Origin of the sequence: Achromobacter sp. MYb9 (genome assembly GCF_002975275.1) — a bacterium.
Lineage (GTDB): Bacteria > Pseudomonadota > Gammaproteobacteria > Burkholderiales > Burkholderiaceae_B > Achromobacter.
Map to the genome: position 1 here is coordinate 62,500 of NZ_PCOQ01000021.1, position 27,000 is coordinate 89,499.

At 64.7% G+C, this 27,000-nt stretch carries 28 protein-coding genes; 10 read left to right on the forward strand and 18 right to left on the reverse strand.

All coding sequences use genetic code 11. The features are described from left to right. The first annotated feature begins 85 nt into the window (after positions 1-85). Positions 86-724, forward strand: a complete 639-nt coding sequence (locus tag CQ050_RS23900; protein WP_105559300.1) for a LysE family translocator — start codon at positions 86-88, stop codon at positions 722-724. A gap of 86 nt (positions 725-810) precedes the next feature. On the opposite strand, the gene CQ050_RS23905 is transcribed toward CQ050_RS23900, so the two are convergent. The 3 genes from CQ050_RS23905 to CQ050_RS31180 all read right to left on the reverse strand — a co-directional run bounded on the left by CQ050_RS23905 (position 811) and on the right by CQ050_RS31180 (position 3,198). Next, positions 811-1,464: a YbhB/YbcL family Raf kinase inhibitor-like protein gene (locus tag CQ050_RS23905; RefSeq protein ID WP_105559301.1), complete on the reverse strand. Its 654-nt coding sequence runs from the start codon at positions 1,462-1,464 to the stop codon at positions 811-813. Positions 1,465-1,535: 71 nt separating this feature from the next. Beyond that, entirely contained in the window at positions 1,536-2,765 is a 1,230-nt protein-coding gene (tyrS, locus tag CQ050_RS23910) for a tyrosine--tRNA ligase (RefSeq protein ID WP_105559302.1), read from the reverse strand. A gap of 142 nt (positions 2,766-2,907) precedes the next feature. Next, a complete protein-coding gene (locus CQ050_RS31180; RefSeq protein ID WP_233214268.1) occupies positions 2,908-3,198 on the reverse strand; it encodes a hypothetical protein in 291 nt (96 codons plus the stop codon). Between CQ050_RS31180 and CQ050_RS23915 the strand changes: the two genes are divergently transcribed. Together CQ050_RS23915 and CQ050_RS23920 are read left to right on the forward strand one after the other, a co-directional pair. Beyond that, the gene (locus CQ050_RS23915) at positions 3,085-4,440 is read left to right on the forward strand and encodes a peptidoglycan DD-metalloendopeptidase family protein (RefSeq protein WP_369868744.1); all 1,356 of its coding nucleotides are present in this window, start codon (positions 3,085-3,087) and stop codon (positions 4,438-4,440) included. The genes CQ050_RS31180 and CQ050_RS23915 overlap by 114 nt on opposite strands. 79 nt (positions 4,441-4,519) lie before the next feature. Next, a complete protein-coding gene (locus CQ050_RS23920; protein ID WP_105559349.1) occupies positions 4,520-5,653 on the forward strand; it encodes an anhydro-N-acetylmuramic acid kinase in 1,134 nt (377 codons plus the stop codon). A gap of 78 nt (positions 5,654-5,731) precedes the next feature. On the opposite strand, the gene erpA is transcribed toward CQ050_RS23920, so the two are convergent. From erpA to pmbA, 14 genes are all read right to left on the reverse strand, one after another. Further along, positions 5,732-6,103, reverse strand: coding sequence for an iron-sulfur cluster insertion protein ErpA (gene erpA / locus CQ050_RS23925; RefSeq protein WP_006388644.1), 372 nt, complete (start codon positions 6,101-6,103; stop codon positions 5,732-5,734). 86 nt (positions 6,104-6,189) lie between these two features. After that, entirely contained in the window at positions 6,190-6,936 is a 747-nt protein-coding gene (locus CQ050_RS23930) for a DUF6776 family protein (RefSeq protein WP_105559304.1), read from the reverse strand. A 48-nt stretch (positions 6,937-6,984) separates the two neighbouring features. Then, entirely contained in the window at positions 6,985-8,049 is a 1,065-nt protein-coding gene (gene argC, locus CQ050_RS23935) for an N-acetyl-gamma-glutamyl-phosphate reductase (protein ID WP_105559305.1), read from the reverse strand. A 157-nt stretch (positions 8,050-8,206) separates the two neighbouring features. Next, positions 8,207-8,821 carry a hypothetical protein gene (locus tag CQ050_RS23940; RefSeq protein ID WP_199196913.1) on the reverse strand — a complete coding sequence of 205 codons (615 nt, stop codon included), beginning with the start codon at positions 8,819-8,821 and terminating at the stop codon, positions 8,207-8,209. A 7-nt stretch (positions 8,822-8,828) separates the two neighbouring features. Then, positions 8,829-9,125 carry a hypothetical protein gene (locus CQ050_RS23945; protein WP_105559307.1) on the reverse strand — a complete coding sequence of 99 codons (297 nt, stop codon included), beginning with the start codon at positions 9,123-9,125 and terminating at the stop codon, positions 8,829-8,831. A gap of 145 nt (positions 9,126-9,270) precedes the next feature. After that, entirely contained in the window at positions 9,271-9,663 is a 393-nt protein-coding gene (gene rpsI / locus CQ050_RS23950; RefSeq protein ID WP_006217310.1) for a 30S ribosomal protein S9, read from the reverse strand. Between the two features lie 9 nt (positions 9,664-9,672). After that, complete coding sequence (gene rplM, locus CQ050_RS23955) at positions 9,673-10,101, reverse strand: 50S ribosomal protein L13 (protein ID WP_006217309.1); 429 nt, start codon at positions 10,099-10,101, stop codon at positions 9,673-9,675. 325 nt (positions 10,102-10,426) lie between these two features. Continuing rightward, on the reverse strand, positions 10,427-11,137 hold the full coding sequence (locus tag CQ050_RS23960; protein WP_105559308.1) for an ABC transporter ATP-binding protein: 711 nt from the start codon (positions 11,135-11,137) through the stop codon (positions 10,427-10,429). Positions 11,138-11,192: 55 nt separating this feature from the next. Next, positions 11,193-11,981 (reverse strand): ABC transporter ATP-binding protein, encoded by a 789-nt coding sequence (locus tag CQ050_RS23965; protein WP_105559309.1) that lies wholly within the window; start codon positions 11,979-11,981, stop codon positions 11,193-11,195. Then, on the reverse strand, positions 11,974-12,855 hold the full coding sequence (locus CQ050_RS23970) for a branched-chain amino acid ABC transporter permease (RefSeq protein ID WP_105559310.1): 882 nt from the start codon (positions 12,853-12,855) through the stop codon (positions 11,974-11,976). The genes CQ050_RS23965 and CQ050_RS23970 overlap by 8 nt, the downstream gene beginning before the upstream one ends. A 3-nt stretch (positions 12,856-12,858) precedes the next feature. Beyond that, positions 12,859-13,740, reverse strand: coding sequence for a branched-chain amino acid ABC transporter permease (locus CQ050_RS23975; protein WP_105559311.1), 882 nt, complete (start codon positions 13,738-13,740; stop codon positions 12,859-12,861). Between the two features lie 164 nt (positions 13,741-13,904). After that, positions 13,905-15,059, reverse strand: coding sequence for an ABC transporter substrate-binding protein (locus CQ050_RS23980; protein ID WP_105559312.1), 1,155 nt, complete (start codon positions 15,057-15,059; stop codon positions 13,905-13,907). A gap of 261 nt (positions 15,060-15,320) precedes the next feature. Next, a complete protein-coding gene (locus CQ050_RS23985; protein ID WP_105559313.1) occupies positions 15,321-16,418 on the reverse strand; it encodes a TRAP transporter substrate-binding protein in 1,098 nt (365 codons plus the stop codon). A gap of 169 nt (positions 16,419-16,587) precedes the next feature. Continuing rightward, positions 16,588-17,952, reverse strand: a complete 1,365-nt coding sequence (gene pmbA / locus CQ050_RS23990) for a metalloprotease PmbA (RefSeq protein WP_105559314.1) — start codon at positions 17,950-17,952, stop codon at positions 16,588-16,590. Positions 17,953-18,010: 58 nt separating this feature from the next. Between pmbA and yjgA the strand changes: the two genes are divergently transcribed. The 6 genes from yjgA (at position 18,011) to CQ050_RS24020 (ending at position 22,947) form a co-directional block, all read left to right on the forward strand. Next, positions 18,011-18,562, forward strand: coding sequence for a ribosome biogenesis factor YjgA (gene yjgA, locus CQ050_RS23995; RefSeq protein ID WP_105559315.1), 552 nt, complete (start codon positions 18,011-18,013; stop codon positions 18,560-18,562). Positions 18,563-18,595: 33 nt separating this feature from the next. Continuing rightward, positions 18,596-19,273, forward strand: a complete 678-nt coding sequence (locus tag CQ050_RS24000; protein ID WP_105559316.1) for an alpha/beta hydrolase — start codon at positions 18,596-18,598, stop codon at positions 19,271-19,273. Positions 19,274-19,588: 315 nt separating this feature from the next. Beyond that, positions 19,589-20,593 carry an ABC transporter substrate-binding protein gene (locus CQ050_RS24005; protein WP_105559317.1) on the forward strand — a complete coding sequence of 335 codons (1,005 nt, stop codon included), beginning with the start codon at positions 19,589-19,591 and terminating at the stop codon, positions 20,591-20,593. Continuing rightward, positions 20,593-21,405, forward strand: a complete 813-nt coding sequence (locus tag CQ050_RS24010) for an ABC transporter ATP-binding protein (protein ID WP_105559318.1) — start codon at positions 20,593-20,595, stop codon at positions 21,403-21,405. Before CQ050_RS24005 ends, CQ050_RS24010 begins: the two co-directional genes overlap by 1 nt. A 3-nt stretch (positions 21,406-21,408) precedes the next feature. Beyond that, positions 21,409-22,245, forward strand: coding sequence for an ABC transporter permease (locus tag CQ050_RS24015; protein WP_105559319.1), 837 nt, complete (start codon positions 21,409-21,411; stop codon positions 22,243-22,245). A 9-nt stretch (positions 22,246-22,254) separates the two neighbouring features. Then, a complete protein-coding gene (locus tag CQ050_RS24020; RefSeq protein WP_105559320.1) occupies positions 22,255-22,947 on the forward strand; it encodes a cysteine hydrolase family protein in 693 nt (230 codons plus the stop codon). 78 nt (positions 22,948-23,025) lie between these two features. Here CQ050_RS24020 and CQ050_RS24025 read toward each other — a convergent pair whose 3' ends face one another. After that, positions 23,026-25,467, reverse strand: coding sequence for a GNAT family N-acetyltransferase (locus CQ050_RS24025; RefSeq protein WP_105559321.1), 2,442 nt, complete (start codon positions 25,465-25,467; stop codon positions 23,026-23,028). 118 nt (positions 25,468-25,585) lie between these two features. Here CQ050_RS24025 and gltX point away from each other — a divergent pair, with 118 nt between their 5' ends. Then, entirely contained in the window at positions 25,586-26,992 is a 1,407-nt protein-coding gene (gene gltX / locus CQ050_RS24030) for a glutamate--tRNA ligase (RefSeq protein ID WP_105559322.1), read from the forward strand. Positions 26,993-27,000: the final 8 nt, after the last annotated feature.

Below are 27,000 nucleotides of genomic sequence, written 5' to 3' on the forward strand. Positions count from 1 at the left end.
GGAGCAAAATACCGGCGATGGGCGCGAAAACCACGCCAACGCGCCGCGCCCGGAAACCGCTCTCAATCCGACTTGAGAAACTTTCATGCAAACCGCCACCCTCATAACCTACTCGCTAGTAGCCGCCGCCAGCGTCATCAGCCCGGGCCCCGCCACCATGCTTGCCATCCGCAATGGCGCAGCGGGCGGCGTGCGCGCCGTCGTGCCGTCCACGCTGGGCAATGTCACCGGGTTGTTCCTGCTGTCCGCCGCCGCGATGCTGGGTCTGGGCGTAGTCCTGCAATCTTCCGCGATGCTGTTCATGGCGCTGAAGATCGCCGGCGCCGCCTACCTGATCTACGTCGGACTGCGCCACCTGCTGGGCCGCGCCCACATCGCGCCGCCCGAAGACGCCGCCACCGGCACCCCGCCGCGCCGGCCCGGCCGCCTGTACCTGGAAGCCACGTTCGTGGCCGCCATGAATCCCAAGCCCATCCTGTTCTTCACCGCGCTGTTCCCGCAATTCCTGAACGCGCACGAGCCGCTGCTGCCGCAATTCTTCATCCTGACCGGCATCTTCATGGCCATGTCGCTGGTGTCGCTGCTGACCTACGGCGCCCTGGCCCGCCGCGCCCGCCGCCTGCTGCGCCAGCCGCGCATCGTGGTCTGGCTGAACCGCCTTGTCGGTTCGATCTTCGTCGCCTTCGGACTGGCGCTGCTGCGCCTGAAGCGGTCGGCCGCCTGATGCGAAGCACGCCCGAGCAACGGGCGCCGCGAACGTAAAAAAGGGCCGCGATCGCGGCCCTTCCGAAGTGGCGATAGCGGCTGGCGCTACGCCTCGGTGGTTCCGATCTGCTTGGGCGCCAGCTTCGGGTTGAGCGTGTAGGTGCCCGTGACGGAAGCCTGGGCCAGCACGTGTTTCTGCATGGCGCGCAGCGCGTCCTCGCCGGTGAAGGACCCGTTCAGGTTCAGGCTATGCACGTCCAGCGCATACAGCGTGAAGACGTAACGGTGCACGATCGAATCGTTCCAGGGCGGGCACGGGCCGTCGTAGCCGAAGTAGTCGCCGCTCATGTCGTGGTCGTTGGCGAACCACGAGGAATACGAGTTGATGCCCTGGCGCGCGTCCATCGGCGCCAGCGGGCCACCCTTGCCGCGCGGGGTGATGCCGTTGGAGAAGGCGCCTTCGTCGATTTCGCGCATGTCGGCAGCCAGGTCCACCAGCACCCAGTGGAAGAAGTCCACGCGGGGCAGGTCGGCCGGGACTTCGCGGCCTTCCTGGTTGACGTCGTCGGGCCTCGAGGGCACGTCCGGATCGTGGCAGATCAACGCAAACGACTGCGTTCCCGGCGGGACGTCGTCCCACGAAAACTGCGGGTTGTAGTTGTCTGCCAGCGCGACGTGCGATTGCGCATCGATTTTGCCGAAGGCGTAGCGTTCGGGAATCGACTCGTGATCGGAAAAAGACAAACTCGAAAGTTTCATGTCGTGCTCCTTGAAGTGCCGCAAAGGCTTGCCGCCCCTGCCTGTACCCTCAGCGTATCAAAACTTCGCAATTATGGGTTCAAGTTAACACGCGCGAACTTGCGCTTGCCCACCTGCACCACATAAGTGCCGGCCGGCAATTGCAACGATTTATCTTCGACCCGATCGCCGTTGACCCGCACGCCGCCCTGCTCCACATTGCGCTGCGCCTCGGACCCCGATGCGACCAGGCCGGCTTCGCGCAGCAGCTTCAGGATGCCCACCGGCGCGCCGCCGATATTCACTTCGGGCATGTCTTCCGGGATGGCGCCGTCGCGAAAGCGCGCCTCGAAGGACGCCAGCGCGTCGTCGGCCGCGCGGGCGGAATGGAAGCGCGTGATGATTTCCTGAGCCAGCATGACTTTGGCATCACGCGGGTTGCGGCCGCCATCGGTCTCTTGCTTGAGGGCCGCGATGTCTTCCAGGGACCGAAACGACAGCAGCTCGAAGTAGCGCCACATCAGCGTGTCGGAAATCGACATGAGCTTGCCGAACATCGAATCGGGCGACTCCGAAATGCCGATGTAGTTGCCCTTCGACTTGGACATCTTCTCGACCCCGTCCGTGCCCACCAGCAGCGGCATCGTCAAAATGCACTGCGGCTCCTGGCCATACTCCTTTTGCAGCTCGCGCCCGACCAGCAGGTTGAACTTCTGATCGGTGCCCCCCAGCTCCAGATCGGACTTCAGCGCCACCGAGTCATATCCCTGCATCAGCGGATACAGGAATTCGTGCACCGAAATCGGGATGCCACCCTTGAAGCGCTTGGTGAAATCCTCGCGCTCCATCATGCGGGCCACGGTGTAACGCGACGCCAGCTGGATCATGCCGCGGGCACCCAGCGGATCGCACCACTCGGAGTTGTAACGGATCTCGGTGCGCGCCGGATCCAGCACCAGGCTGGCCTGCGCGTAGTAAGTCTTGGCGTTGGACTCGATCTGCTCGCGCGTCAGCGGGGGACGGGTGCTGTTGCGGCCGCTGGGGTCGCCGATCGTGGAGGTGAAATCGCCGATCAGGAAGATGACGTTATGGCCCAGATCCTGCAACTGGCGCATCTTGTTCAGCACCACGGTGTGGCCCAGGTGGATGTCCGGCGCGGTGGGATCCAGCCCCAGCTTGATGCGCAGGGGCACGCCGGTCGCGCGGCTCTTGGCCAGCTTGCGGGCGAACTCGGACTCGACCAACAGCTCGTCGCAACCGCGCTTGGCTATACGCAGATCGGCTTCGACTTCGGGAGTGATAGGGGCTTCGGAGGATGACATGGCAGGGGGACCAACGCGGCTTCAGCCGACAAAAAGGTGTAAAAAGTGACGAAAACTATCGAAAATTCTAGCCGAATCAGCTAGGATACCGCCCAATCATACGCAACTGCTATCTATACGCAGTTCGCAGTTGCGGTTCAGCCTACCACCCGTTGTTCACAAGATGCGCCCGCGCCAGCAGCCCTGTCCCCGATTTCGTGGCGCGCAAGGGCCGTTCGTATTGCGCACCCTGCGAGCTCAAGCCACCTGAGAGGGTATCTTCACGATGAATCGTGGCCTCCACGAACTGGCGAGTAGCATCAAGCGCAAAGTTGCTGCCCTGTTTGCGCCCGTTGAGCCCAAGCCCCATCGCTCGGGACTTTTCCGCCGCACTCTTCTCGTCACCGCTATTGGTCTGTTTGCTGGCGCCGCCGCCCTCGGCATGGTGCAGCAACCCGACCGCACCGAACTTCCCCCGTCCCGAATCATCCAGAGCGTTCTGCCGCTGACCGCCGAACAAGTCGAAGTCAGCAGCCCCAGCGCCGCGCCGTACATCAGCGAAACCCGCATCCGTGCCGGCGACACGCTGGCCGCCGTGCTGCAACGCCTGGAGCTGGACGCCCCGAACCTGCAGACCTTCCTGACGCATGAAGCCAGCGCCCGCAGCATCTACAAGCTGTACCCGGGCCGCTCCGTCCAGGCTGCGACGGACGATCAGGGCAACCTGATCTGGCTGCGCTACATCCACACCCCCGGCAATGAATCCGACGGCCAGGTCGTGACGCGCATGCTGCACGTCGCGCCGTCCGGCGACAGCTACAAAGCCGAGGAAGTCACCGAAAGCACCGACCGCCAGACACGCGTCGCCGTGGGCACGATCAAGTCGTCGCTGTTCGGCGCCACGGACGCCGCCGGCATCCCGGATTCGGTCACCATGCAGATGGCCGACATCCTCAGCGCCAAGATCGACTTCCTGCGCGACCTGCGCCAGGGCGACCAATTCCGCGTGGTCTACGAAGTGCGCTCGCACGACGGCCGCTACGCTGGCGCCGGCCGCGTGCTGGCCCTGGAATTCATCAACGGCGGCAAGACCTACAGCGCCGTCTGGTTCAGCCCCGACGAGAAAAGCGGTTCGTACTACGACTTCGACGGCACCAGCCTGCGCGGCGCCTTCCTGCGCACCGCGCTGAAGTTCAGCCGCATCAGCTCGACGTTCGGCATGCGCATGCATCCCATCCACAAGACGTGGACGGGCCACAAGGGCGTGGACTACGCCGCGCCTTCGGGCACGCCGATCCACTCCACGGCGGACGGCACGGTCGAATTCTCGGGCTGGCAGAACGGCTACGGCAACGTGGTCATCGTGAAGCATCACGGCAAGTACTCGACGCTGTATGCCCACCAAAGCCGCATCGCCGCAGGCGTCACCAAGGGCTCGAAGATCTCGCAAGGCCAGCTGCTGGGCTATGTGGGGTCCACCGGCTGGGCCACCGGCCCGCATCTGCACTACGAGTTCCGCGTGGACAATCAGCCGATCGACCCGCTGTCGGTCGACCTGCCCGTTGCCCGTGCCCTGGAACCCGCGGAAGTGCGCGCGTTCAACCAGGCCGTGGCGCCGTACAAGCAACAGATCAAGTTGCTGACCGAGTTCCAGCAGACGCTGCCTGACGCCCTGACCAACGTGGCCAGCCGCTAACCGGCCCGCCGCAACAAAACGTCCCAAGAGGCGGCCCGTGCAGATTCTGCCGGCCGCCTTTCTTCTTTCCGAGGCGCCCGTGAATTCCTCCGCACCCCGCCCGCAGGGCAACCCCGCCCTCTATATCGGCTTGATGTCCGGCACCAGCGTCGACGGCGTCGACGGGGTGCTTGTGCGCCTGGACGCTGACCAGGCGCCGCAGGTGCTGGCCAGCGCCAGCCTGCCCATGCCCGAGAACCTGCGCCGCGAACTGCTGGCGCTGAACCTGGCTGGCGACGACGAGTTGGCGCGCGCCGCCCTGGCGGCCAACGCGTTGGCGCGGCTGTATGCCCAGGCGGTCGCCGCCCTGCTGCGGGACGCAGGCGTCTCGGCCAGCGCCGTGACCGCCATTGGCGCGCACGGCCAGACGGTGCGCCACCGGCCGGACAGCGGCTATACCGTGCAACTCAACGCCCCCGCCCTGCTGGCGGAATTGACCGGCATCGACGTGGTGGCGGACTTTCGCAGCCGCGACGTGGCCGCCGGGGGCCAGGGCGCGCCGCTGGTGCCGCCGTTCCATGCCGCGATCTTCGGCGCCGCGCATGGCCGCGCGGTACTCAACCTGGGCGGCATCGCCAACGTGACGCTGCTTGCGCCCGGCCAACCGGCCCGAGGCTTCGATACGGGTCCGGCCAATGTGTTCCTGGACGCGTGGTGCCAGCGCCATCTGGGGCAGCCCTATGATGCTGGCGGCCGCTGGGCGGCCACGGGCCAGGTGGTGGCGCCGCTGCTGGAGCAACTGATCGCCAGCGAGCCCTGGTTCGCGCTGCCGCCCCCCAAGTCAACCGGCCGCGACCTGTTCAACCTGCAATGGCTGGACGACCGCCTGGCGGCGTTCGACGGCCCCAAACCCGCCCCTCAGGACGTGCAGGCGACGTTGCAACGCCTTACCGCCAGGACCGTCGCCAACGCCATCGACGCGGCGGCTGCGGGCACGCAAGAGGTATTCGTGTGCGGTGGCGGCGCCTACAACGCCGGGCTGATGCGGGAACTGGCGTACTGCCTGCAGCGCCCGGTGCAGCCGACGGACGTGCTGGGCGTGCCTGCGCAGCAGGTCGAGGCCCTGGCGTTTGCCTGGTTGGCGCAGGCCTTTGTGGAACGCCGGCCCGCCGGCTTGCCGGCCGTCACCGGCGCCCGGGGCGCCCGGATCCTGGGCGCGCTCTATCCCGCTTGACGCGGGGTCGAGGGGCGTGGCCCCATGCAAAAAGCCCTTCGGCACGCCGAAGGGCTTTTTATTGTCCTGCTTCGGCGATTACACCGAGAACGAGGAACCGCAGCCGCAAGTGGTGCTGGCGTTGGGATTACGGATGACGAACTGCGCGCCTTCCAGGTCTTCCTTGTAGTCGATCTCGGCGCCGACCAGATACTGGAAGCTCATCGGATCGACCAGCAATTGAACACCGGCCTTGTCCAGCACGGTGTCGTCTTCGTTCACGACTTCGTCGAACGTGAAGCCGTACTGGAAGCCCGAACAGCCGCCACCCTGGACAAACACGCGCAGCTTCAGCTCGGGGTTGCCCTCTTCGGCCAACAGGTCCTTCACTTTGGCGGCGGCCGAGTCAGTAAATACCAAGGGAGCAGGCGGGGCGGCCTGAAGGTCGACGGTTTCGGTTACTGCATTCATGGTTCACTCCTGGCCGGATCGGCCATATTTCGGTGAGCGGCAACGGCGCTCGCATAGTGTCACTATAGCCCAGGGCTTGACTAGACTCAAAGTTCCAGTTTGATACTGCGCGATGCCCGGACGGTATCCCCTTCCAGCACACTGACCGTGACGCTTTCGGGGACAAAACCCTCGGGCACGGCCAGCAAGCCCTGGCTGCGCTGATATTGATCGAATTGCAGGGCCAGGGACGCCGCCGTGGTGGATTCACCCGTGGCGGTGACCGGCCCGGCTTCGGCTTTGACTTGCAGGGGCGCCAGGTCGACGGTCATGGTCTCGCCCTTCAGGATGCCCGTGGCCTGGAACCGCAGCGCGCCCGCGAACGGCGATCCGCCATTGCGCCCGCTGCGCATCAGCAGCACCTTGTAGCGCAAGCCCCCGCCATCGCGGTCGATTTGCACCCCCCGGATATCCACCGAACCTTCCGGGCCCGGAGGCAGCAATTGTTCGTAGAAAGCCAACTGGTCGCGCACCCGGCCGACTTCGGCCTGCACGGTGCGCAGTTGCGTTTCAAGTTCTTCGCGGGCCGCGCGCTCGATGACAAGTTCGCCATCCGCGGTATCCAGCTGGCCCTGCGTGTAGCGTAGCTGTGCGGCCTGCTGGCGCATGGCCTCTTGCTGGACCTCGGCTTGGGCCGCGCTGATCACGACGGCATCCTGCGGCAGGGCTTGCCGCTGGGCATGGAAATACCCCGCGACGCCGCCCAGCAGCACGCCGATCAGCAATCCGGCCGCCACGCGCAGCAGCCCGCCGGCGGGGCGGGACTGCGGGGTGGCGGGAGAGTCAGCTGACATAAAGCGCGTCGAGGAGCAGCGGCCAGGGCCGGCTGCCCGATCCAGGCATCAGGGCAGGATCGCGACCTGATCCAGCCCGGTCGATTCCGGCACCCCGAACATCAGGTTCATGTTTTGGACCGCCTGGCCCGCGGCGCCCTTGACCAGGTTGTCTTGCACGACCAGAACAATCAGCTGGTCGCCATTTCCGGGGCGGCTCAGCGCGATGCGCAGGTTGTTCGACGCGCGCACCGAACGGGTTTCAGGCAGGCTGCCGGCCGGCATCACGTCCACGAAGGGCTCGTCGGCGTAACGCTGCTCGAACAACGCCTGGAAGTCCGTATCGCGGGCTTCCGGCAGGATGCGGGCGTAGATCGTGGAGAACATGCCGCGGATCATCGGCACCAAGTGCGGCACGAAGGTCAGGCCGACCTTGCCGCCGGAGATCTTTTCCAGCTGGGCGACGATTTCCGGATGATGACGGTGCCCGGCCACGCCGTAGGCCTTGAAGTTATCCGAGGCTTCCGAGAACAACGACCCCACTTCCGCCTTGCGGCCAGCGCCAGACACGCCCGACTTGCAGTCGGCGATCAGGGTTTGCGCATCGACCAGCGCCTTGCCGCCCTCCAGCAACGGGGCCAGGCCCAGCAGCACGGTGGTGGGATAGCAGCCGGGGTTGCCAATGACGCGTGCCTTGGAAATGGCTTCGCGGTTCAGTTCCACCAGGCCATACTGGGATTCGGCCAGGATGTCCGGGCAGGTGTGGGGAATCTTGTACCAGCGCTCGAAGGTCGGGATGTCCTGCAAGCGGAAATCGGCGGCCAGATCGATGACGCGGGTGCCTGCGGAAATCAGTTCCTGGGCCTGCGCCATCGCCACGCCGTGCGGCGTCGCGAAGAACACCACGTCGCAGTCGGTCAGCGACGCTTTTTCCGGCGCCGAAAAGGCCAGGTTCACGCGGCCGCGCAGGTTCGGATACATATCAGCCACCGGCAGCCCGTCTTCCTTGCGGGACGTGATGGCGGTCAATTCCACATTGGGATGCTGCGACAGCAAGCGCAGCAGCTCGACGCCGGTATAACCGGTGCCGCCGACGATACCAACCTTGATACGGGTGTTCGATGCTTGGGCCATGATGGATATGAACTCTTCGTAGGACGAAAACAGATTGTATCGCCCGGAGGATACAGGGTTGCCTCACCACCGGCAGAACCGCCCGACAACCTGACTTCATCCGACCGATAGACAGGCGCGAAGTTCCGCGCCGGAAAGGTGGCGCCGCCTGGCACCACTATGCCGAAATGGCCGACAGCGCCCTCAACTCTTCAAGCAACCGCGGGGATGGCCGCTCCAGCACTTTGTTCTGGATATCGAACACTACGGACTTGATCAAATCCGTCTTGTTCAGCGACGTGCTCGCTTCCAACCTGCGGATGTCTTCCGTGACTCTAGCGGGCACCTTCATCGACAGGCGACGGCGCGGCGCGCCGCGCTTTTCGGGAAACGTAGCCACTGCCCGCTCGAATGCGGCCCTCAACAACTCAGGGGCACCCGCATCGTTCGCCGCCTTGTGCATGAAATAAGTCAGCAGTACCCGCCGGAAATCAGTGGAGGCGCGGTGATCAATCGTATGCACCGCGTAGTCCAGGATATCCACGTATACCGCAGGCAGATTCGTTTCAATGGACTCCAGCGCTTGCTTGCGCGCCTTGCTGATGGCGGGGGTGGACTGTGCGGGAATGGACACCGTGCCGCCGCATTGGCTGCAAACGCCGACCAGGATATTCCTGACCGTGCCCGATCCGTCACTGAACGGAACGTCGCGACGAACGAACGCCGTCGAGACCAACGCGGCGCAATCGTGGCAGAACGCCTGGCTACGATCGCCTTCCTGGAAAATTTTCATGACGCCCTCAACGGTGGACACTGATGAAGATGGTGACGGGGTCGATGAAGTAGAACTTCACGTACCAGCCGCTGGCCCGGAGGATGTGGCAATCGATGTTCAGGCCGCCATGCAACGGGCTGCGTGTGTAGCCTGCCCCGTCGCTGCGCCGCAGGAGGTCAGCCAGGTCGACAGCGGAAACCTCGCCTGTGGCCAGCAGATTCTTCACATCGACGTGACGGCGGGCTTCGTGCTGATAGGTGCCCTCAAGCAGGGCTGCAACGACTGCGGCCCTGACTGCCTTGAACCCGTGCGGCTGCGCCATCTTCCGCTCCCGAAAATTATTATACGAATATCATCGTATAAATGGAAGCGAGAATCGAGGTCAAGCTGGTAGTCACCGCAAGGCGCCATGGAGCGTGGTCGCCCAAAAGCAAAAAACCCGCCGAAGCGGGTTTTTTGCAGCAACATTAACGCTTGCTGAACTGCTTGCGACGACGTGCCTTGCGGAAGCCGACCTTCTTACGTTCGACTTCGCGGGCATCGCGGGTCACAAAGCCAGCTTGCGACAGTGCGGGCTTCAGGGTCGCGTCGTAGTCGATCAGGGCACGCGTGATGCCGTGACGGACTGCGCCAGCCTGGCCGGTTTCGCCGCCGCCATGGACGTTGACTTTGATGTCGAACGATTCCAGGTGGCCGGTCAGTTCCAGCGGTTGGCGCACGATCATGCGACCAGTTTCGCGGGCGAAGAAGTCGTCGACGGGCTTGCCGTTGACAACGATCTTACCCGTGCCCTTCTTGATGAAAACGCGAGCCACCGAAGTTTTGCGACGGCCGGTTCCGTAATTCCAGTTACCGATCATGGCGTTTCCTTAGATATCCAGCGTCTTGGGCTGCTGGGCGGTGTGCGGGTGCTCGGCACCAGCATAGACCTTCAGCTTCTTGATCATGGCGTAGCCCAGAGGACCCTTGGGCAGCATGCCCTTGACGGCCTTCTGAATGGCGCGACCGGGAAAACGCTCTTGCATTTTCTCGAAGTTCGTTTCGCGGATACCGCCCGGGTACGTGGTGTGGCGGAAGTACTTCTTGTCCTTCGCCTTGGTACCGGTAACGACGATATCGGATGCGTTGATGATGACGATGTAATCGCCCGTATCAACGTGCGGCGTGAATTCAGGTTTGTGCTTGCCACGCAGACGACGTGCGACTTCGCTGGCCACACGACCGAGGACTTTGCCCTTGGCGTCGATCACAAACCAGTCACGTTGGACTTCATGCGGCTTGGCCACAAAGGTCTTCATGATGGTTCCTAAGAATAAAAAGTTCTTGCTGACTAGAACGTCTAGCCAGTGTTCTTTCCCAGACTGGGCAAAACCTGGATCCTGATGAAGAGAAACCAATGAATAATTCACGGATTTCAGTTCGGGGATTTTGCCTTTATCGACGTCCCGCCTAAGCGTTATTACCCGCCCGTGCAATAGTCAAAATGAGGGAAAGCCTGAAATTCTAACACGGCTGCTCAAAAATTGGGCAAGCGAAAAGAATTCAGGTGGCAGCTGGCCGCAAGCGATGTTGCAGCCAGCGCACAAGGAAATCCGGGGACAAATCCCCGGCGGGCGGGCGCGTTCACGCGCCCAGGTAGGCTTCCAGCACGCGGGGGTGACCCAGCAGTTCGCGGCCCGTGCCCGTCAGCGCCATGGCGCCGTTTTCCAGCACGTAGCCGTTTTGCGCAATCTTCAACGCCTGGCGCACGTTCTGCTCCACCAGGAACAGGGTCAGGCCGTCGGCGTTGATGGCGCGCAGCGAACGGAAGATCTCCTGCACGACGATCGGCGCCAGACCCATCGATGGCTCGTCCAGCAGCAACAGGCGCGGCTTGGCCATCAAGGCCCGGCCGATGGCCAGCATCTGCTGTTCGCCGCCCGACAGGTTGCCGGCGATGCCCGTGATCCGCTCTTTCAGGCGCGGGAACAGGTTGAACACGTATTCCAGGTCGGAATCCACGTTCTTCAGACCCCGACGATAGGCGCCCAGCTCAAGGTTTTCCAGCACCGTCATGGTGGTGAGGATGGCCCGGCCTTCCGGCACCTGCACGATGCCGCGCGCCACGAGCTGGTGCGGCGGCAGGTTGGTGACGTCTTCGCCTTCGAACAGGATACGACCGCGCGCTTTGGGCAGCAGGCCCGACAGCGCCAGCAACGTGGTCGATTTGCCGGCGCCGTTGGCGCCGACCAGGGCGGTGATTTCGTTGGCGTTCAGGTCCAGGTCGATGCCGCGGACGGCTTCGATATGGCCGTAGTTGACCTCGAGTCCGCGGACTTCCAGCATCGCGCTCATCGTGCAGCCTCCGCGCAATGCGCTACGGTATTCGTCTTGGGAGCGGCCCGGTGACTCATCGTGCAGCCTCCGCTTGTTCGGTGTCTTCGTCGTCTTCGCGGCCCAGATAGGCCTCGATGACCTGCTCGTTGTTGCGGATCTCTTCGGGACCGCCGCAAGCGATGATCTTGCCGAAGTTCAGCACCGCGATGCGCTCGCACAAGCCCATGACGAAGCGCATGTCGTGCTCGATCATCAGGATGGTGTAGCCACGGTCGCGAATGGCGAGGATCTCGCGCATGAGTTCGGCGCGTTCGCCGGTATTCATGCCCGCGACCGGCTCGTCCAGCAGCAACAGCTTTGGCTCGGTAGCCAGCGCGCGCGCCAGCTCCAGGCGGCGCTGCTCGCCGTAGGACAGGTTGTCGGCCAGGTCGTTGGCCTTGTGATCCAGGCGCATCCACGTCAGCAGTTCGTGCGCGCGCTCGCGGGCGCGCTTTTCGTGCTCGCGGTAACCCGGCAGGCCCAGCAGCAGGCTGGGAAAGCCGTAGTTCATGTGGCGATAGGCGCCGACCACCACGTTTTCCAGCAGCGTCATCTCTTTAAAGAGACGGATGTTCTGGAACGTGCGGGCAATGCCCATGCGCGTGATGCTGTGCGGCTTCTTGGCCAGGACGCTTTCGCCGTTGAACGTGATCGTGCCGCCGCTAGGCGGCAACAGGCCGGTGATCAGGTTGAACACCGTGGTTTTGCCGGCGCCGTTGGGGCCGATCAGGCCGAAGATCGCGCCTTCGGGCACGGACAGACTGACGTCATGCAGCACATGCAGGCCGCCAAAGCTCTTGGAGACGGAGGACAGTTCAAGCATGGCGCTTGCCTCCCTGGCCGCCCTGGCCTTGACGCATCCAGCGCTTGAAGCGCGCCGGATCCCAGATGCCTTGCGGCAGGAACAACACAATCACCACCAGAATCACTCCGTTCGCGATCAGGCGCAAATCCGCGAAGCCGCGCAGCAGCTCGGGCAGCACCGTAATGATGAAGCTGCCCAGTACCGGACCGGCCAGGCCGCCGATGCCGCCCAGGATGGCCATGGTCAGGATTTCAACGCCACGGTCGAAACCGTATTCGTTGGGGCCGATGAAGAAGGTCAGGTGCGCGTTCAGGGCGCCGGCCAGGCCGGCGATCATCGCGCCCGCCACGAAGGCCAGCATTTTGTTGGCGCGCACGTCGATGCCCATCAGGCCCGCGGCCGTTTCGTCGCCGCGAATGGCGTCGAACGAGCGGCCGATCTTGGACGCGCGAACGCGCCACAGCACGAACAGGACAATGACGACCGCCACCACCACATGCCACCACTGCGTCAGCTGCGGGATGCCGTTCAGGCCCAGCGCGCCGCCGGTCAGGGACTCGGTGTTCAGGATGGTCACGCGAACGACTTCACCGAAGCCCAGCGTGGCCATGGCCAGATAGACCCCTGACAAGCGCAAGGTCGGCAAGCCGATCAGCGCCGCGACCAGGGCTGGCGCCGCCATGCCCCCGGCCAGTGCAACCGAGAACGGCGCGTCGTAGTTCATGGTGAGCAGCGCGGCGGTGTAAGCCCCGATGCCCATGAAAGCGGCGTTTGCCATGGCAAGCATGCCGCAAGCCAGGGTCAGCCAGATGGAGAGGGCCAGCAAGGCGTTGGTGCCCAGCGTAAGCACCAGGTTGCCGTAGATGGCCCAGAAGTTTTCGAATCCGCTCATTCTTTAAGCCTTGCGTTGAACCACTTTGCCGAACAGACCTTGCGGGCGCACCAGCAGGATCAGGAACAGCAGGCCGAAAGCCACCGCATCGCGCATGGTGGAGCCGACGTACGCGACGGACAGCACCTCGGCGAAGCCCAGGAAAAGTCCGCCCAGCATGGCACCGCGGATGTCGCCCATGCCGCCCAGGATGATGACCGCGATGCCCTTGTGCAGCATCGGCTGGCCCATCAGCGGGAATAGCGCGTTGGAATACAGCCCGATCAGCACGCCGGCCACGCCACCCAGGGCAGCCGCGGCGAACGAGGTGGTGACGAACAGTTTTTCGACGTTGATACCCAGCAGCCAGGCGGCTTTGGGCGATTCGGCGATGGCGCGCAGCGCGCGGCCGAACTGCGTGCGGCGCATGACATACATCAGCACGGCCATCAGCGCGAACGACAGGAAGATGATGCCGAGTTCGATGACCGTCAGGTGCAGGCCGGCTACTTCGATGACTTCCTCGGGCACGGTGCCGTGCGGGAAGCGCAGGTTGCTGGCGCCGAAAATGCTTTGGGCGCCATTGTTCAGGATGATGCCCACGCCAATCGTGGCGATCATGGGGATCAAGTGCGGTGCGTTGCGCTTGCGCAGGGGCTTGAGCACCAGGTAGTCGATGATGACCCCGGTGAAGCCAGCCACGAAGAACGCGACCATCAGCGCACCCCACAGGGGCAGGCCGAATTGCTGAACGACGAACAGTGCCGCGTAGGCGCCAACCATGAAGACGGCGCCGTGCGCCAGGTTGATCACCCCGAGCACGCCGAAAATCAGCGTGAAGCCCAGCGCGAACAGTGCATACACACAGCCCAGCGACAAGGCATTGACGAATTGTTGTTCGAACATGATGGGACTTTCCAGATCTATGAGGGCCTCCACGCGCCCGCTGCGTGGTCTAGCTCTCCCGAGGGAGGCCATTTTTGTCTTGGGACGGCCCTACGATAAAAAGCGCCTTGCGGACAGCCGGGCCGTCCGCAAGGCGCATCCCCCCGCGCGGGGATGCGTACTGCTTACTTCTCGATGACGTACTTGCCGTCCTTGGTCACGCTGACGATCGGCGCCTGGTCGGCGTCATAGCCGGCGGGTTTGCCGGCACGGTCGTTGGCTTGACGGAACTTGAACGCGCCGGTGGCGCCGGTCCAGGTTACGGAAGGCAGGGCGTCGCGCAGGGCAGCGCGGTCCTTGGGCAGTTCGCCGGTCAGCTTGGTGTTCTTCAGCGCCTGGGCCACGATGTACATGGCGTCATACGACTGGGCGGCGAACTGGTCGGGCGAACCATTGAACTTGGCCTTGTAGGCGCCAATGAACTTGACGTTCTCGGGGGCCTTGTTCTCGATCGACCACGGGCTGCCGATCCACAGATTGTTCGATGCGCCACCGGGGGCCAGGTCGAAAATCTTGACCGAGTTCATGCCGTTGCCGCCGATGACCGGCACGTTCAGACCCAGTTGGCGAGCCTGCACCATGATCGGGGCGCCTTCGGCCAGCAGTGCAGACAGCACGATGGCGTCGGGGTTGGTGCCCTTGATCTTGGTCAGCTGGGCCTTGAAGTCCACGTCGCCCTTGGCGAACGTTTCGGTCGTGGTGACCGGAATCTTCTGGTCTTCCAGGGCCTTCTTGAAGTTGTCGTAGCCGCTCTTGGTGAAGACGTCGTCGTTGCCGTAGAGCACCGCCACGTTCTTCAGGCCGGTCTTGGCCTTGACGGTGGAGATGGTGGCCGGCAGCACGTCGGCTTCGGTGACCGAGTTGCGGAACACATAGTTGCCGATGGACGTGATGCCGTCGGCGGTGTTGGACGTGCCGAAGGCAACCGTCTTGGCGGCTTGGGCGATCGGGTCGGCGGCTTGGGCCGAGTTCGACAGCGTCGGGCCGAAGACCATCAGGACGTTGTCCTTGAAGATCAGTTTCTTGAAGACGTTGATGGCTTCTTCTTTCTTGCCTTGTTCGTCCTCGACCACCAGCACGAGCTTGTTGCCGTTGATACCGCCCGCAGCATTGATTTCATCAGCGGCAAGCTGGAAACCGTTGCGGATCGAGACGCCGTACTGAGCGGCGCCGCCGGACAGGGCTTCCGCCACACCCAGCTTGATGTCAGCCGCGTTCGCAGCCGGGACGATACCGGCGGCGATCAGCGCGGCCAGCAGCTTCTTGGTCTTGGATTGCATGGTTGATACCACCTTAAAGTCTGTCTCGGAATATTGGTAATCCGGGCTGGTGTAATCCCGCCGGATTGACGTCTTATGCCGCCTAAAGGCGTCATGATTGCGCGTCAAGACCCGGGATATTACTCCTTTGTATCAGGCCGAAACTCGAATGTGGTTCGAGAAAAGCCCCAAAACCGCCCATTTTTTTGTAAAAAACGCGGTATTACTAGCAAAAACCCTACGCTTCGCCGAATGCCGTTCAGGCTGCGGCGAACCTCCCTGCTACCTGCCCGACAGCGCCACGCCCAGGTACTGGTCGTAAGCGTTTTCGGTCAAGCGGAACCACGGCATCTCGCTGTCGCGAAAGCCCATGTAACTGTCGTATATGGCCTTGAACTTCGGGTCTTTGGCCGCCAAGTCCTGGTATGCCTGCTGCGTGGTCTCGAAGGCCACGTCCATGATGGAGCGGGGAAACGCGCGCACTTGCGTGCCATTTGCCGTCAATTGCGCCAGCGCGGCGGGATTGCGGGCGTCGTAGCGCGCGGTCAAGGAGACATGCGCGGCCAGCGCGGCGGCCTGCACCACCGCCTGGTAATGCTTGGGCAGCTTGTTCCAGGCCTCGTCATTGATATAGAGCGACAACTGTTCGCCGGCCGCCCACCAGCCGGGTGCGTAGTAATACTTAGCTACTTTATTCAGGCCCAGCTTGTCGTCGTCATAGGCGCCCGCGCCGGCCACGGCTTGCAGACCGCCTTTTTCGAAGGCCTCGGCCAACGGCTTGGCCGGGTCGGCCGGCTGCGGCGCTACGCCCATGCGACCGAGCACATCGGCGGCCAGGCCGCCGACCCGCATTTTCAGGTCTTTCAGGTCGGCCAGCCGCTTGATTTCACGGGTGTACCAGCCGCCCATCTGCGCGCCGGTGTTGCCCAGCGGGAAGTTGATGATCTTTTCGGGTTTGAAGAGCTCGCGGGTCAGGCGCAAGCCGTCGCCTTCGTTCATCCAGGCGTTCATCTGGCGCGCGTTCAACCCGAAGGGCACGGCGGCGTCAAAGCAGAAGGCGGGATTTTTGGCGAAGAGGAAGCGGGACGAGCCATGGCCGCATTCCACCTTGTTGGTGGAGACGGCTTCCAGCAAGTCGGATGCCGGCGCGATCTCGCCCTCGGGGTAGTGGCGGATGTTGAACTTGCCGCCCGTGGCTTCCGAGACGATTTTGCAGAAATGTTCGCCGGCGCCGATACGCAGGTCCAGGGCGGCGGGAAAAGCAGACGACAGGCGCCAGCTCAGGGACGGCATGTCCTGCGCGAACGCAGGCGCGCTGACGGCGGCCCCGGTGGCGACGGCGCCGAGTCCGGCGTGCTTCAAGAATGAACGTCGTTGCATCTCTCTTTGCTCCTTACAGCAACACCTGGGACTTCGAGCAATACCCGCCGGATATTACACGCTGGCGGGGCTTGGAATCGCTAGAGGAATTCCCGAGCCGGTAAGGGAATGCAAAGACGGGGACATGCGAAGACGCGCGGCAGCCGGGGCGGCCGCGCGTCGGGCGGGATCAGGTGCCCGCGATGGCCATTTGCTCGATCAGGATCGAACCCGTGGTCTTGGTGCCGCGCGAAATGGTGTCCGCGCCCACGGCCACGATCTGCTGGAACATGTCGGCCAGGTTGCCGGCGATGGTGATTTCCTGGACGGCATGCTGGATCTTGCCGTTTTCGACCCAATAGCCAAACGCGCCGCGCGAATAATCGCCCGTCACGTAGTTGACGCCCTGGCCGATCAGTTCGGTGACGAGGAAGCCCGTGCCCAGCTTCTTCAGCATGGCTTCGAAGTTGTCGCCGCGCTTGGTCAGCGTGGAGCTGAACACCAGGTTGTGCGAGCCGCCAGCGTTGCCGGTGGTGGTCATGCCCAGCTTGCGGGCCGTGTAGGAAGACAGGAAATAGCCTTCCAGCACGCCGGCCGACACCACGTTGCGGTGGCGCGTGCGCACGCCTTCGTCGTCGAACGGCGAACTGCCCATGCCGCCGGGGATGTGGGGGTCTTCGGTCAGGTTGATGTGCTTGGGGAAGATCGGCTTGCCCAGCGAATCCACCAGAAAGCTGGCCTTGCGATAGAGCGCGCCGCCATTGACCGCCTGGGTCAGCGCGCCGACCAGCCCCAGCGCCAGCGGCGCTTCGAACAAGACAGGAAACTTGCCGGTGCGGATGCGACGAGCCGACAGGCGGCTCAGCGTGCGCTCGGCGGCATAGCGGCCGATGGCCTCGGGCGACGCCAGCTTGGCCGGATCGCGTTCCGAGGTGTACCAGTAATCGCGCTGCATGCCGTTGCCGCGGCCCGCGATGGGCGCCACGGACAGGCTGTGGCGCGAATACGGGTAGCCGCCCATGAAGCCCCGGGTATTGCCCATCACGAACTGGCCTTCGTAGGTGCCCACGGTGGCGCCGTCGGTATTGGTGATGCGGGAATCGACGTCGCGCGCGGCACGTTCGGCGCGCAATGCGAGTTCGGCCGCCTCTTCGGTGGACACGCTCCAGGCGCGGTGCAGGTCCAGGTCGGGGAATTCGGTGGCCAACTGGTCGGCGTCGGGCAGCCCGGCGGCCGGATCGGCGGCGGTATGGCGGGCGATGTGCCAGGCAGCTTCGACCGTCTGGCGCAGGGCCGCTTCAGAAAAATCAGAGGTCGAGGCGGACCCGCGGCTCTGGCCGGCGTAGACCGTCAGATCCAGCGAACGGTCGCGCGTCTGCTCAACGGTTTCGATGTCGTTCTTTCGGACCGAGACCGACAGGCCCAGGCTTTCCGAGACTTCCGCCGCGGCGTCCGAGGCGCCGATCTGGCGCGCATAGGCGAGGGTTTGTTCGACGAGTTCGGAAAAACGCGCGTGATTCGCCGCCAGCGGCAAGGATGAGGAGGTTTTAACCATTGCTGTCCAATTTGCAGAGACGGTTATCATAGCCAAGTCTGTCAACGCGCAGTTTTCCATGAATTCCCATACTGAAGAAGAATCCGTCGACGACGGTTACGATGAAAACGGCTACGACCGTCCCAGCAAGTCCCAGGTCAAGCGTGAAATGCACGCCTTGCTGGACCTGGGCAAACAGCTGATCGAACTGTCCCCCGAACGCCTCAAGCAGCTGCCGCTGGCCGAACGCCTCTATGAGGCGATCCGCATGGCGCAGCGCACGACCGGCCGCGAAGGCCGCCGCCGGCAGGTCCATTTCGTGGGCAAGCTGATGCGCGACGCCCCCGCCGACGAGATCCGCGCCCAGCTCGATGTCTGGGAAAACGGTTCACGCGAGGAAACCGCCGCGATGCATCGGCTGGAAACGCTGCGCGACCGCCTGCTGGACGACGACGATCTGCTGACCAAGCTGTTGGCGAACAATCCCCAAGCCGATGCGCAGCAGTTGCGCACGCTGATCCGCGCCGCGCGCAAGGAAAAGCTGGCCAACGCCGCGCTGCTGCAAGGCCAGGAGCCGCAGAAGAAGCACTATCGCGCGCTGTTCCAGGCGCTGAAGACCCTGACGCTCTGATCCCTCACCCCTGATTTTTCCCGCCGGCCGTCCATGAACGCATCTACCGACCTGCTCGATTGCATCGAGATCGAAACCGCCCCCCACCCCACGCACGCCGTGATCTGGCTGCACGGCCTGGGGGCCGACGGCAATGACTTCGCGCCCATCGTCCCGGAACTGGACCTGCCCAAGGGCCTGGGGGTGCGTTTCGTGTTTCCGAACGCGCCGGTGCAGCGAGTGACGATCAACAACGGCATGGCGATGCGCTCGTGGTACGACATCCTGGTGATGGACCTGGTGCGCGTGGAAGACGCCAAGGGCATCCGGGCGTCCGAAGCCGCCGTCCACAAGCTGATCGCGCGTGAAAACGCCCGGGGCATCCCCACGTCGAACATCGTGCTGGCCGGCTTTTCGCAAGGCAGCGCCATGACGCTGCACACCGGCCTGCGCCTGCCGGAAAAGCTGGCAGGCATGATGGCGCTATCGGGATACCTGCCCCTGGTGGACACCGCCGAGGCCGAACGCCACAGCGCCAACAACGCCACGCCGATTTTCATGGCCCACGGCCAGTACGACCCGGTCGTGTCGCTGGCGCGCGCCGAGGCGTCGCTGGCCGAGCTGAAACGGCTGGGCTACGACGTGCGCTGGCACACCTACCCGATGCCGCATTCGGTCTGCGCCGAAGAAGTCCGCGATATTTCGGCGTTTTTGAATAGCGTGCTGGCCTGATCGGGGCTCGACCCCGGGCTGAACTCGGACTGATCCCGGGTTCAGCCGTGACGCCCCATCCAAACGGCTAAAACCGTCTCTTGTATACCAAGTGGTATTCCAGCCCTGAATTTTCCCGGCTGTGCTGGCGCTCGTCCATAGAGAAAAACGCCAATCCCAAAATGCTTGTCGCCCATTTGTATTGAATATAGTATTCGATCCATGCCTTGCGGCCCGGGCAGCGATCGTTCGGGCTTCCCTGTTGTTGTCGATTCCATCCCATTGGCCGCGTTGCGCCGGGTTCGGCGCGCCATACAAGACGCAGGAGAAAGTCCCGTGAAATCCTTGCCATTGCCCCGCCTGGCGGGCGCGGCGCTGCTTGCGCTGCTTGCCCCGCTGGCCGCCCACGCCGAAGCCCTGAATCCCCCCGTGAAAGTCCGCTACGAAGAGGTGGTGCGCTCCATCCTTTACGTGCCCAAGTACGTGGCCCTGTCGCAGGGCTACTTCAAGGATGCCGGGCTGGACGTGTCCATGAAGACATCCCAAGGCACGGACAAGGGCATGACCGCCCTGCTGTCGGGCAGCGCGGACATCGTGCTGATCGGGCCCGAAGCGTCCATCTACGTGCAGAACAGCGAATCGCCGGTCAAGCCGAAGATCTTCGCCGGGTTGACGGCCACCGACGGCTTTTTCCTGTTGGCTCGCAAGCCCGTCGACAAGTTCGACTGGTCGATGCTCAAGGGCAAGGACATCATCGGCTTTCGTCCGGGATCCAACCCCATCGTTTTCCTGGAAACCGCGTTGCGCAAGCATGGCCTGGACCCGCAGAAGGACGTGAAACTGCTGAATAACATCGGCATCCCGGCGCGCGCCGGGGCATGGATGGCGGGCCAGGGCGAATACGGCATTTTCCTGGAGCCCGAGGCCGGTGAACTGGTGCGCAACGGCAAGGGTTATATCGTGGCCTCGGTCGGGCATGAAGTGGGCCAGGTGGACTACACCGTCTTCACCGCCACCGACAAATACATCCGCGACAACCCCAAAGTCATCCAGGCCTGGACCGACGTGGTCGCGCGTGCCGAAAAGTATGTGAAGGACACGCCCGCCGCCACGCTGGCCCCACAGATCATGACGTTCTTTCCCGGCATGGACACGGGCGCGGTTACCGAGGCGATCGACCGCTACAAGCAATACCAGATCTGGAAGACGTCGCCGCTGGTCACGGCCGAAGCCATGTCGAAGCTGCAGGACATGCTGATCGCCAGCGCCGTCATGAAGGACACCGCCCGCGTCAAGTATGAAGACGTGGTGGTGGCCGACTTCGCCAAAAAGGCGCCGTGATGGGAGCCGCCGTCCACAACCTGAAGCCGGCCGCCGCCACGGCGAAGATCGAGCTGCGCGACGTCTGCCTGTCGTACTTCACGACCGAGGGCGAAACCGAAGCACTGTCGAACGTGTCGTTCACGCTGGCGCCGGGCGAATTCGTCAGCCTGATCGGGCAAAGCGGATGCGGCAAGAGCACCCTGCTGTCGCTGATCGCCGGGCTGATCCCGCCGACCTCGGGCGCCGTGATGATCGATGGCCAGGGCGTGACCAAGCCCAATCCGCGCATCGGCTACATGCTGCAGCAGGACTACCTGTTTGAATGGCGCACCATCCTGGACAACGTGATGCTGGGCGCCGAGATCCAGGGCAGGCGCGATGCGCGCAGCGAGGCGCGCGCCGTGCATCTGCTGGAAAAGTGCGGGCTGGGCGCGTTCCTGTCGCACACGCCGCGGCAATTGTCGGGCGGCATGCGGCAGCGCGCCGCGCTGGCCCGCACGCTGGTGACCGAGCCGGACGTGATCCTGCTGGACGAGCCGTTTTCGGCCTTGGATTCGCAGACGCGGCTGGCGATCTCGGATGAAGTCGTGGATATCCTGCGGCGCGAAGGCAAGACCGTGGTGCTGGTCACGCACGACATCGGCGAAGCCATCGCGATGACGGACCGCGTGATCGTGCTGTCGCGCCGCCCCGGCAGGCTGAAAAGCCAATACCGCATCCACTACGGCGACGGCGCGCGGCCCACGCCTTTCCAGGCGCGCTCGCGGCCGGAATTCAATACTTACTTCAAACAGCTCTGGGACGAGCTGGACGTCCACGTGGAGGGTTGACCCATGAATGCGCCCATCGCCAATACCGTCCCGCTGCGCGCCGTGCCGGCGCCCAGCGCGAAGTACCTGGACTACCTGCGCCGCGACCGCGCCCGCAAACGCAACATCCGCCTGACGCAGGCGCTGCTGCTGCTGGTGTTTCTATGCGCGTGGGAAATCCTGCCGCGCATGCACGTGCTGAACCCGCTGCTGACCAGCTACCCCAGCGCGCTGTGGCCCACTTTCATCGAACTGTGGAACAACGGCCAGCTGGGCAAGCACATCATGACCACCCTGTCGGCCACGCTGGTCGGCTTCACCCTGAGCATGGCGATCGGCATCGTGGTGGCCGCCGCGCTGTGGTGGTCGGACTTCCTGTACAAGGTGCTGGACCCCTTCCTGGTGGTGGCCAACGCCATGCCCAAGATCGCCTTCGTGCCGATTTTCTACCTGTGGCTGGGGTCGGACTACGCCGTGTACGGCATGGCCGTCGCGATTGCGGTGTTCGTCACCATCATGGTGGTCTATGCAGGCTTTCGCGGCATCGACCTGAACAAGGTCAAACTGGCCCACACGTTCGGCGCCAGCCGCTGGCAGGTGCTGACCAAGGTGGTGCTGCCCGGCAGCGTGCCGACGCTGATCGCCGCCGTGAAGATGAACATCGGCCTGGCGCTGGTGGGTGTCATCGTGGGCGAATTCCAGTCGGCGGATTCCGGCCTGGGTTTCCTCATCATGAACGGCAGCCAGGTGTTCAAGCTGAACATCGTCATGACCGCCATCGCCATGCTGGCGCTGATTTCCAGCGTGATGTACCTGATCATCTACCGCGTCGAGGCCGCCGTGGCGCGGCGCTACGGATAAGGAACGACCATGGAATTTCCGCAATGGGTACAGGATCGCGTCGTGGCCCGGCAGGGCTGCCTGCATCCGTACGACGAACTACCCGCCGCCCGCACGGCGGTGATCTTGGTGGACATGCAGCAGTACTTCACGCTACCCGGCTACCAGGGCGAATGCGCGCCGGCGCGCGAGATCATCGCGCCGGTGAACCGCCTGTGCGACGCCGTGCGCGCGGCGGGCGGCACGGTCGTCTGGGTGCAGACAGCCTCCGACAACGCCGATGCCTTCTGGTCGCATCACCATGGCGTGATGCTGACGCCCGAGCGCAGCGCCCGCCGGCTTGAAACGCTGCGCCGCGATTCCCCGGGCTTCCAACTGCACCCCGACCTGCATGCGCACGAGTCGGACCTGCGCGTGGTCAAGCGTTTCTACAGCGCCATGGCGCCCGGCTCGTCCGAGCTGGAGCCCCTGCTGCGCGGGCTGGGCGTGGACACGCTGCTGATCGCCGGCACCGTCACCAACGTGTGCTGCGAATCCACGGCGCGTGACGCCATGATGCGGGACTTCCGCACGATCATGGTGGACGACGCGCTGGCGGCGGTCACGCCCGCCGAGCACGAGCATGCGCTGCATGGCTGGATGCTGTTCTTTGGCGACGTGCTGTCGGTGGATGAAGCGGCGGCGCGGCTGACGCCGCGCGTGGCGGCCAGAAAGAGCGCCTGAAGGCGGCCTGATCCCCGCGCGCCGCGCGGAATCAGGCCGGGAATCCGGACACCGTCAGGCCGCCGCCGCGCGGCCGTATCAGGCCAGGCCCAGCCAGACCCGGCGCATCGTGGGGTCTTCGGGGTCCGCGTCGTTGGTGAAGCCCAGGCTGGTCATCAGCGCCAGCATGGGCCGGTTCGTCGACAGCACCAGGCCGTCGATGTATTCCAGCCCCTGCTCGCGCGCGGCATCGATCAGCGCCGTCATCAGTTGGCGGCCCAGGCCACGCCGCTGCCAGTCGTCGCCGATGACCAGCGCGTATTCCGCCCCCCGCCCGTCGGGGTTGCGCAGGTAGTGCGCGAACCCGACGATGACCTCGCGCGGATGGCCGCGATTGGCCGGGTTGGGCACTTGCGTCGCCGCCACCAGCGCCAATTCGCGGTGGTAGTCCACCTGGGTGTAGCGCGACACCATGCGCGGGGTCAGTTCTCGCATCATCGACACGAAGCGCATGTAGCGCGAACGTTCCGACAAGCCACGGATGAATTCCTGCAGGGCCTCGCCATCTTCCGGGCGGATCGGGCGCAGCACCCAGGGGATGCCGTCGCTGAACCGGCGCACTTGCACCAGGCGTGTCGGGTAGGGGTGGATCGCCATGTGCGGATAGCCCGAGGTCTGCGGCGTTGCGCAGCCCGGGGTTTCGGTCAGCATCAGGCGCAGGCCGCCCGCGCGCAGATGCGTTTCGCCGGCGTAGAGGGGGTCGATGTCCAGCGTTTCGATGTCGGGTAGCTCGGACACCATTTCAGACACCAGCACCACCGCTTGCTGCAAGGATTCGGCGGCGATATGGCCGATGCGCGGTGCCAGCACGCGGCGCCACAGCCGGCTGCGTTCGATCAGCTGGCGCGCCAGGAAGCCGTTGAGCGGCGGCAGGTCCATGCCGCGGTCGGACGCTGACAGCATCGCGTCGGGGCCACCCGCGCCAAAGCGGATGACGGGGCCGAATTGCGGATCGCGCCGCACGCGGATCGCCATGGGCCGGGATTCGGGCTCGGCCGCGGCCACGTCCACGGGCATGTCGCGCAGCGGCACGTAGAACAGCCCTAGCAGGGTCCGGATCTCGGATGTGTTCAATTCGCGCCGGCAGTCGGCGCGCACCCGCGCGATGACGTCGCGCGCGGCGGCGAGGTCGGGCACGTGACTGGGGGGCTCTTGCGGCTGCGTCTGCAGCAGCAACTGCTGGTTGTAGTGGTGCGAGGCCAGCACGCCAAAGGCGTCGGCGGCGGATTCCGGGGTGCGGAAGGCCGATGTGCCCGCGTCGTCGAGCATGCGCCGCAGCGGCCGCATGCCGGCGTCGCCCATGAAGCAGCTGACGACCGGTTTTTTTGCCTTGGGCGCGATCAGCGCCAGCTCGCGCGCGACGGCGGGCATGTCGGCCAGCGCGTCGGGGGCCAGCAGCACCAGCACGCCGTCCACGCCGGTATCGTCCAGCACCGCTTCCAGGATGGCGCGGATGCGCTCCGGCGTCATCGGCATATAGGTAATGACGGGGTTGGCGCTGACGGCGTCCGGCTCCAGCATGGCTTCCAGCGCACGGCGCGTGGCGGGCGCCAGCTCGGCGCGCAGCACGGCGGCGTCGGGGCCGATCAGGTCCATGGCCAGCTGCGGGGGGCCGTTGCCGTTGGAGATCAGCGCCACGCGCCGGCCCTTGGGACGCCGCGTGTAGCCCAGCACCTTCACGGCCGAGAACAGCTGCACGAAGTAGCGCACCCGCACCGCGCCGGCGCGGCGCAAGGCGGCGTCGAAGATGGCGTCGGCACTGTCGGCGTCGGAGCGGCCGGCTTTCAGCACGATCACGGGCTTGACGCTGGCGGCCGCGCGCAGCGTGCTCATGAATTCACGGGCCGGCCCCACGTCTTCCAGATACAGCACGATGCTGTCGGTGCGTGGATCGCTGGCCAGGTAGTCCAGTACTTTCGACAGCCCCACGACCGCCTCGTCGCCCAGCGACACGGCGGTGGAAAACCCGATGTGCACGTCTTCGGCCCAATCCATGACCGCCGCCATGATCGAGCGCGACTGCGCCAGCAGCGCCACGCGGCCGGCGCGCGCCAGCACCGGGTGCTGGCTGAAATTCAGGCCGGCATGGGGACGCTGGGCGCCGAACGAGCGCGGGCCCAGCAGCTCGCAACGGTTTTCTTCGGCCCAGGCTCGGCAAAGGGCCAGCGTGCCGCGCGGATACGGGTCAGGCAATTCGTGAGGCAACAGGATCACGGCGCGCGGCGCCAGGGGCGACAGGCGCCGCAGCGTCTCGGGCAGCACCGCCGGCGATACGCAAACCAGGGCCAGATCAGGCCGTTCGCCGGGCGCCAGCCCTTGCAGGGCCGCGGGCAGCTCGGGCGCAGCCCCGGTTTCGCAGGCCACCACGGTGGTTTTCGCCTTGAGCGCGGGCGACAGGGAACCCGACGCCGGCAGGGGCCGGTCGGCAACGATCACCAGCGAACTGGGTTCGAACATCGGGGCAAGAGCGTGTCGCAGCATAGGGGGCAGGCCCTAATCTAAAATACCGTTCATCGTAACAAGACAATCCCGTCGTCCGCTTGATGTGGACCCTGCCTGACGCCGCTTTGTGGCGCCGCAGCCGCTATCATTGCCACCTATGACCTCCAACGCCTCCTCCCCCATTCGTACCCGTTTCGCGCCTTCGCCCACGGGCTTCCTGCACTTGGGCGGCGCGCGCACCGCGCTGTTCTCCTGGGCCTTCGCGCGCCATCACCAAGGCACGTTCGTGCTGCGCATCGAAGACACGGACGTCGAACGCTCCACGCCGGAAGCGGTGCAGGCCATCCTGGACAGCATGGAATGGCTGGGCATGCAGCCCGATGAAGGCCCGTTCTACCAAATGCAGCGCATGGACCGCTACCGCGAAGTGGTGGCGCAAATGCTGGCCGCCGGCACCGCCTACCACTGCTATAGCTCGCCCGAAGAAGTGGAAGCCATGCGCGAGGCCGCCCGCGCCCGCGGCGACAAGCCGCGCTACGACGGCACCTGGCGCCCCGAGCCCGGCAAGACGCTGCCCGCCATCCCCGACGGCCGCAAGCCCGTCGTGCGCTTCAAGAACCCCCAGGAAGGCGCCACCTCCTGGAACGACATGGTCAAGGGCACGATCAGCTTCGACAACACCGAACTGGACGACCTGATCATCGCGCGCCCGGACGGCACACCCACGTACAACTTCTGCGTCGTGGTCGATGACTGGGACATGGGCATCACCCACGTGCTGCGTGGCGACGACCACGTCAACAACACCCCGCGCCAGATCAACATCCTGCGCGCGCTGGGCGCGGCGCTGCCGGAATACGGCCACGTGCCGATGATCCTGGGCCCGGACGGCGAAAAGCTGTCCAAGCGCCACGGCGCCGTCAACGTCATGGAATACGACAACGACGGCTACCTGCCCGAGGCCATGATCAACTATCTGGCGCGCCTGGGCTGGAGCCACGGCGACGACGAGCTGTTCTCGCGCGAGCAACTGGTGTCCTGGTTCGACACCAAGCACTTGTCCAAGTCGGCGTCGCAATGGGATCCGAAGAAGCTGAACTGGGTCAACGCCCACTACATCAAGCAGATGGACAACGCGGAACTTGCCGAACGCGTGGCCCCGCGCGTGGCGAACCGGGGTGGCCATCCGGAAAAGATCGACCTGCCGGGCGTCATGGGCCTCTTGAAGGACCGCGCTGAAACGCTGGAGCAACTGGCCGACGGCGCCATGCTGTTCTGCGCCGAGTTCAAGCCCGCCGCGGCCGAACTCGTCGAACAACACCTGACCGCGCCCGCGCGCGAAGCGCTGGCCGATTTCGCCCAGCGCGCGCAGGACACTGAATGGACGCGCGAGGCCCTGTCCGCCCTGATCAAGGCCGTGCTGGCCGACCGCGGCCTGAAGATGCCGCAACTGGCCATCCCGCTGCGCGTGGCCGTCACCGGCCAGACGCAAACGCCCGCTGTCGACGCCGTGCTGGCCCTGCTGGGCAAGCAGACGGTGCTGACCCGCCTGGCCGCGATCTAACCCCCGCA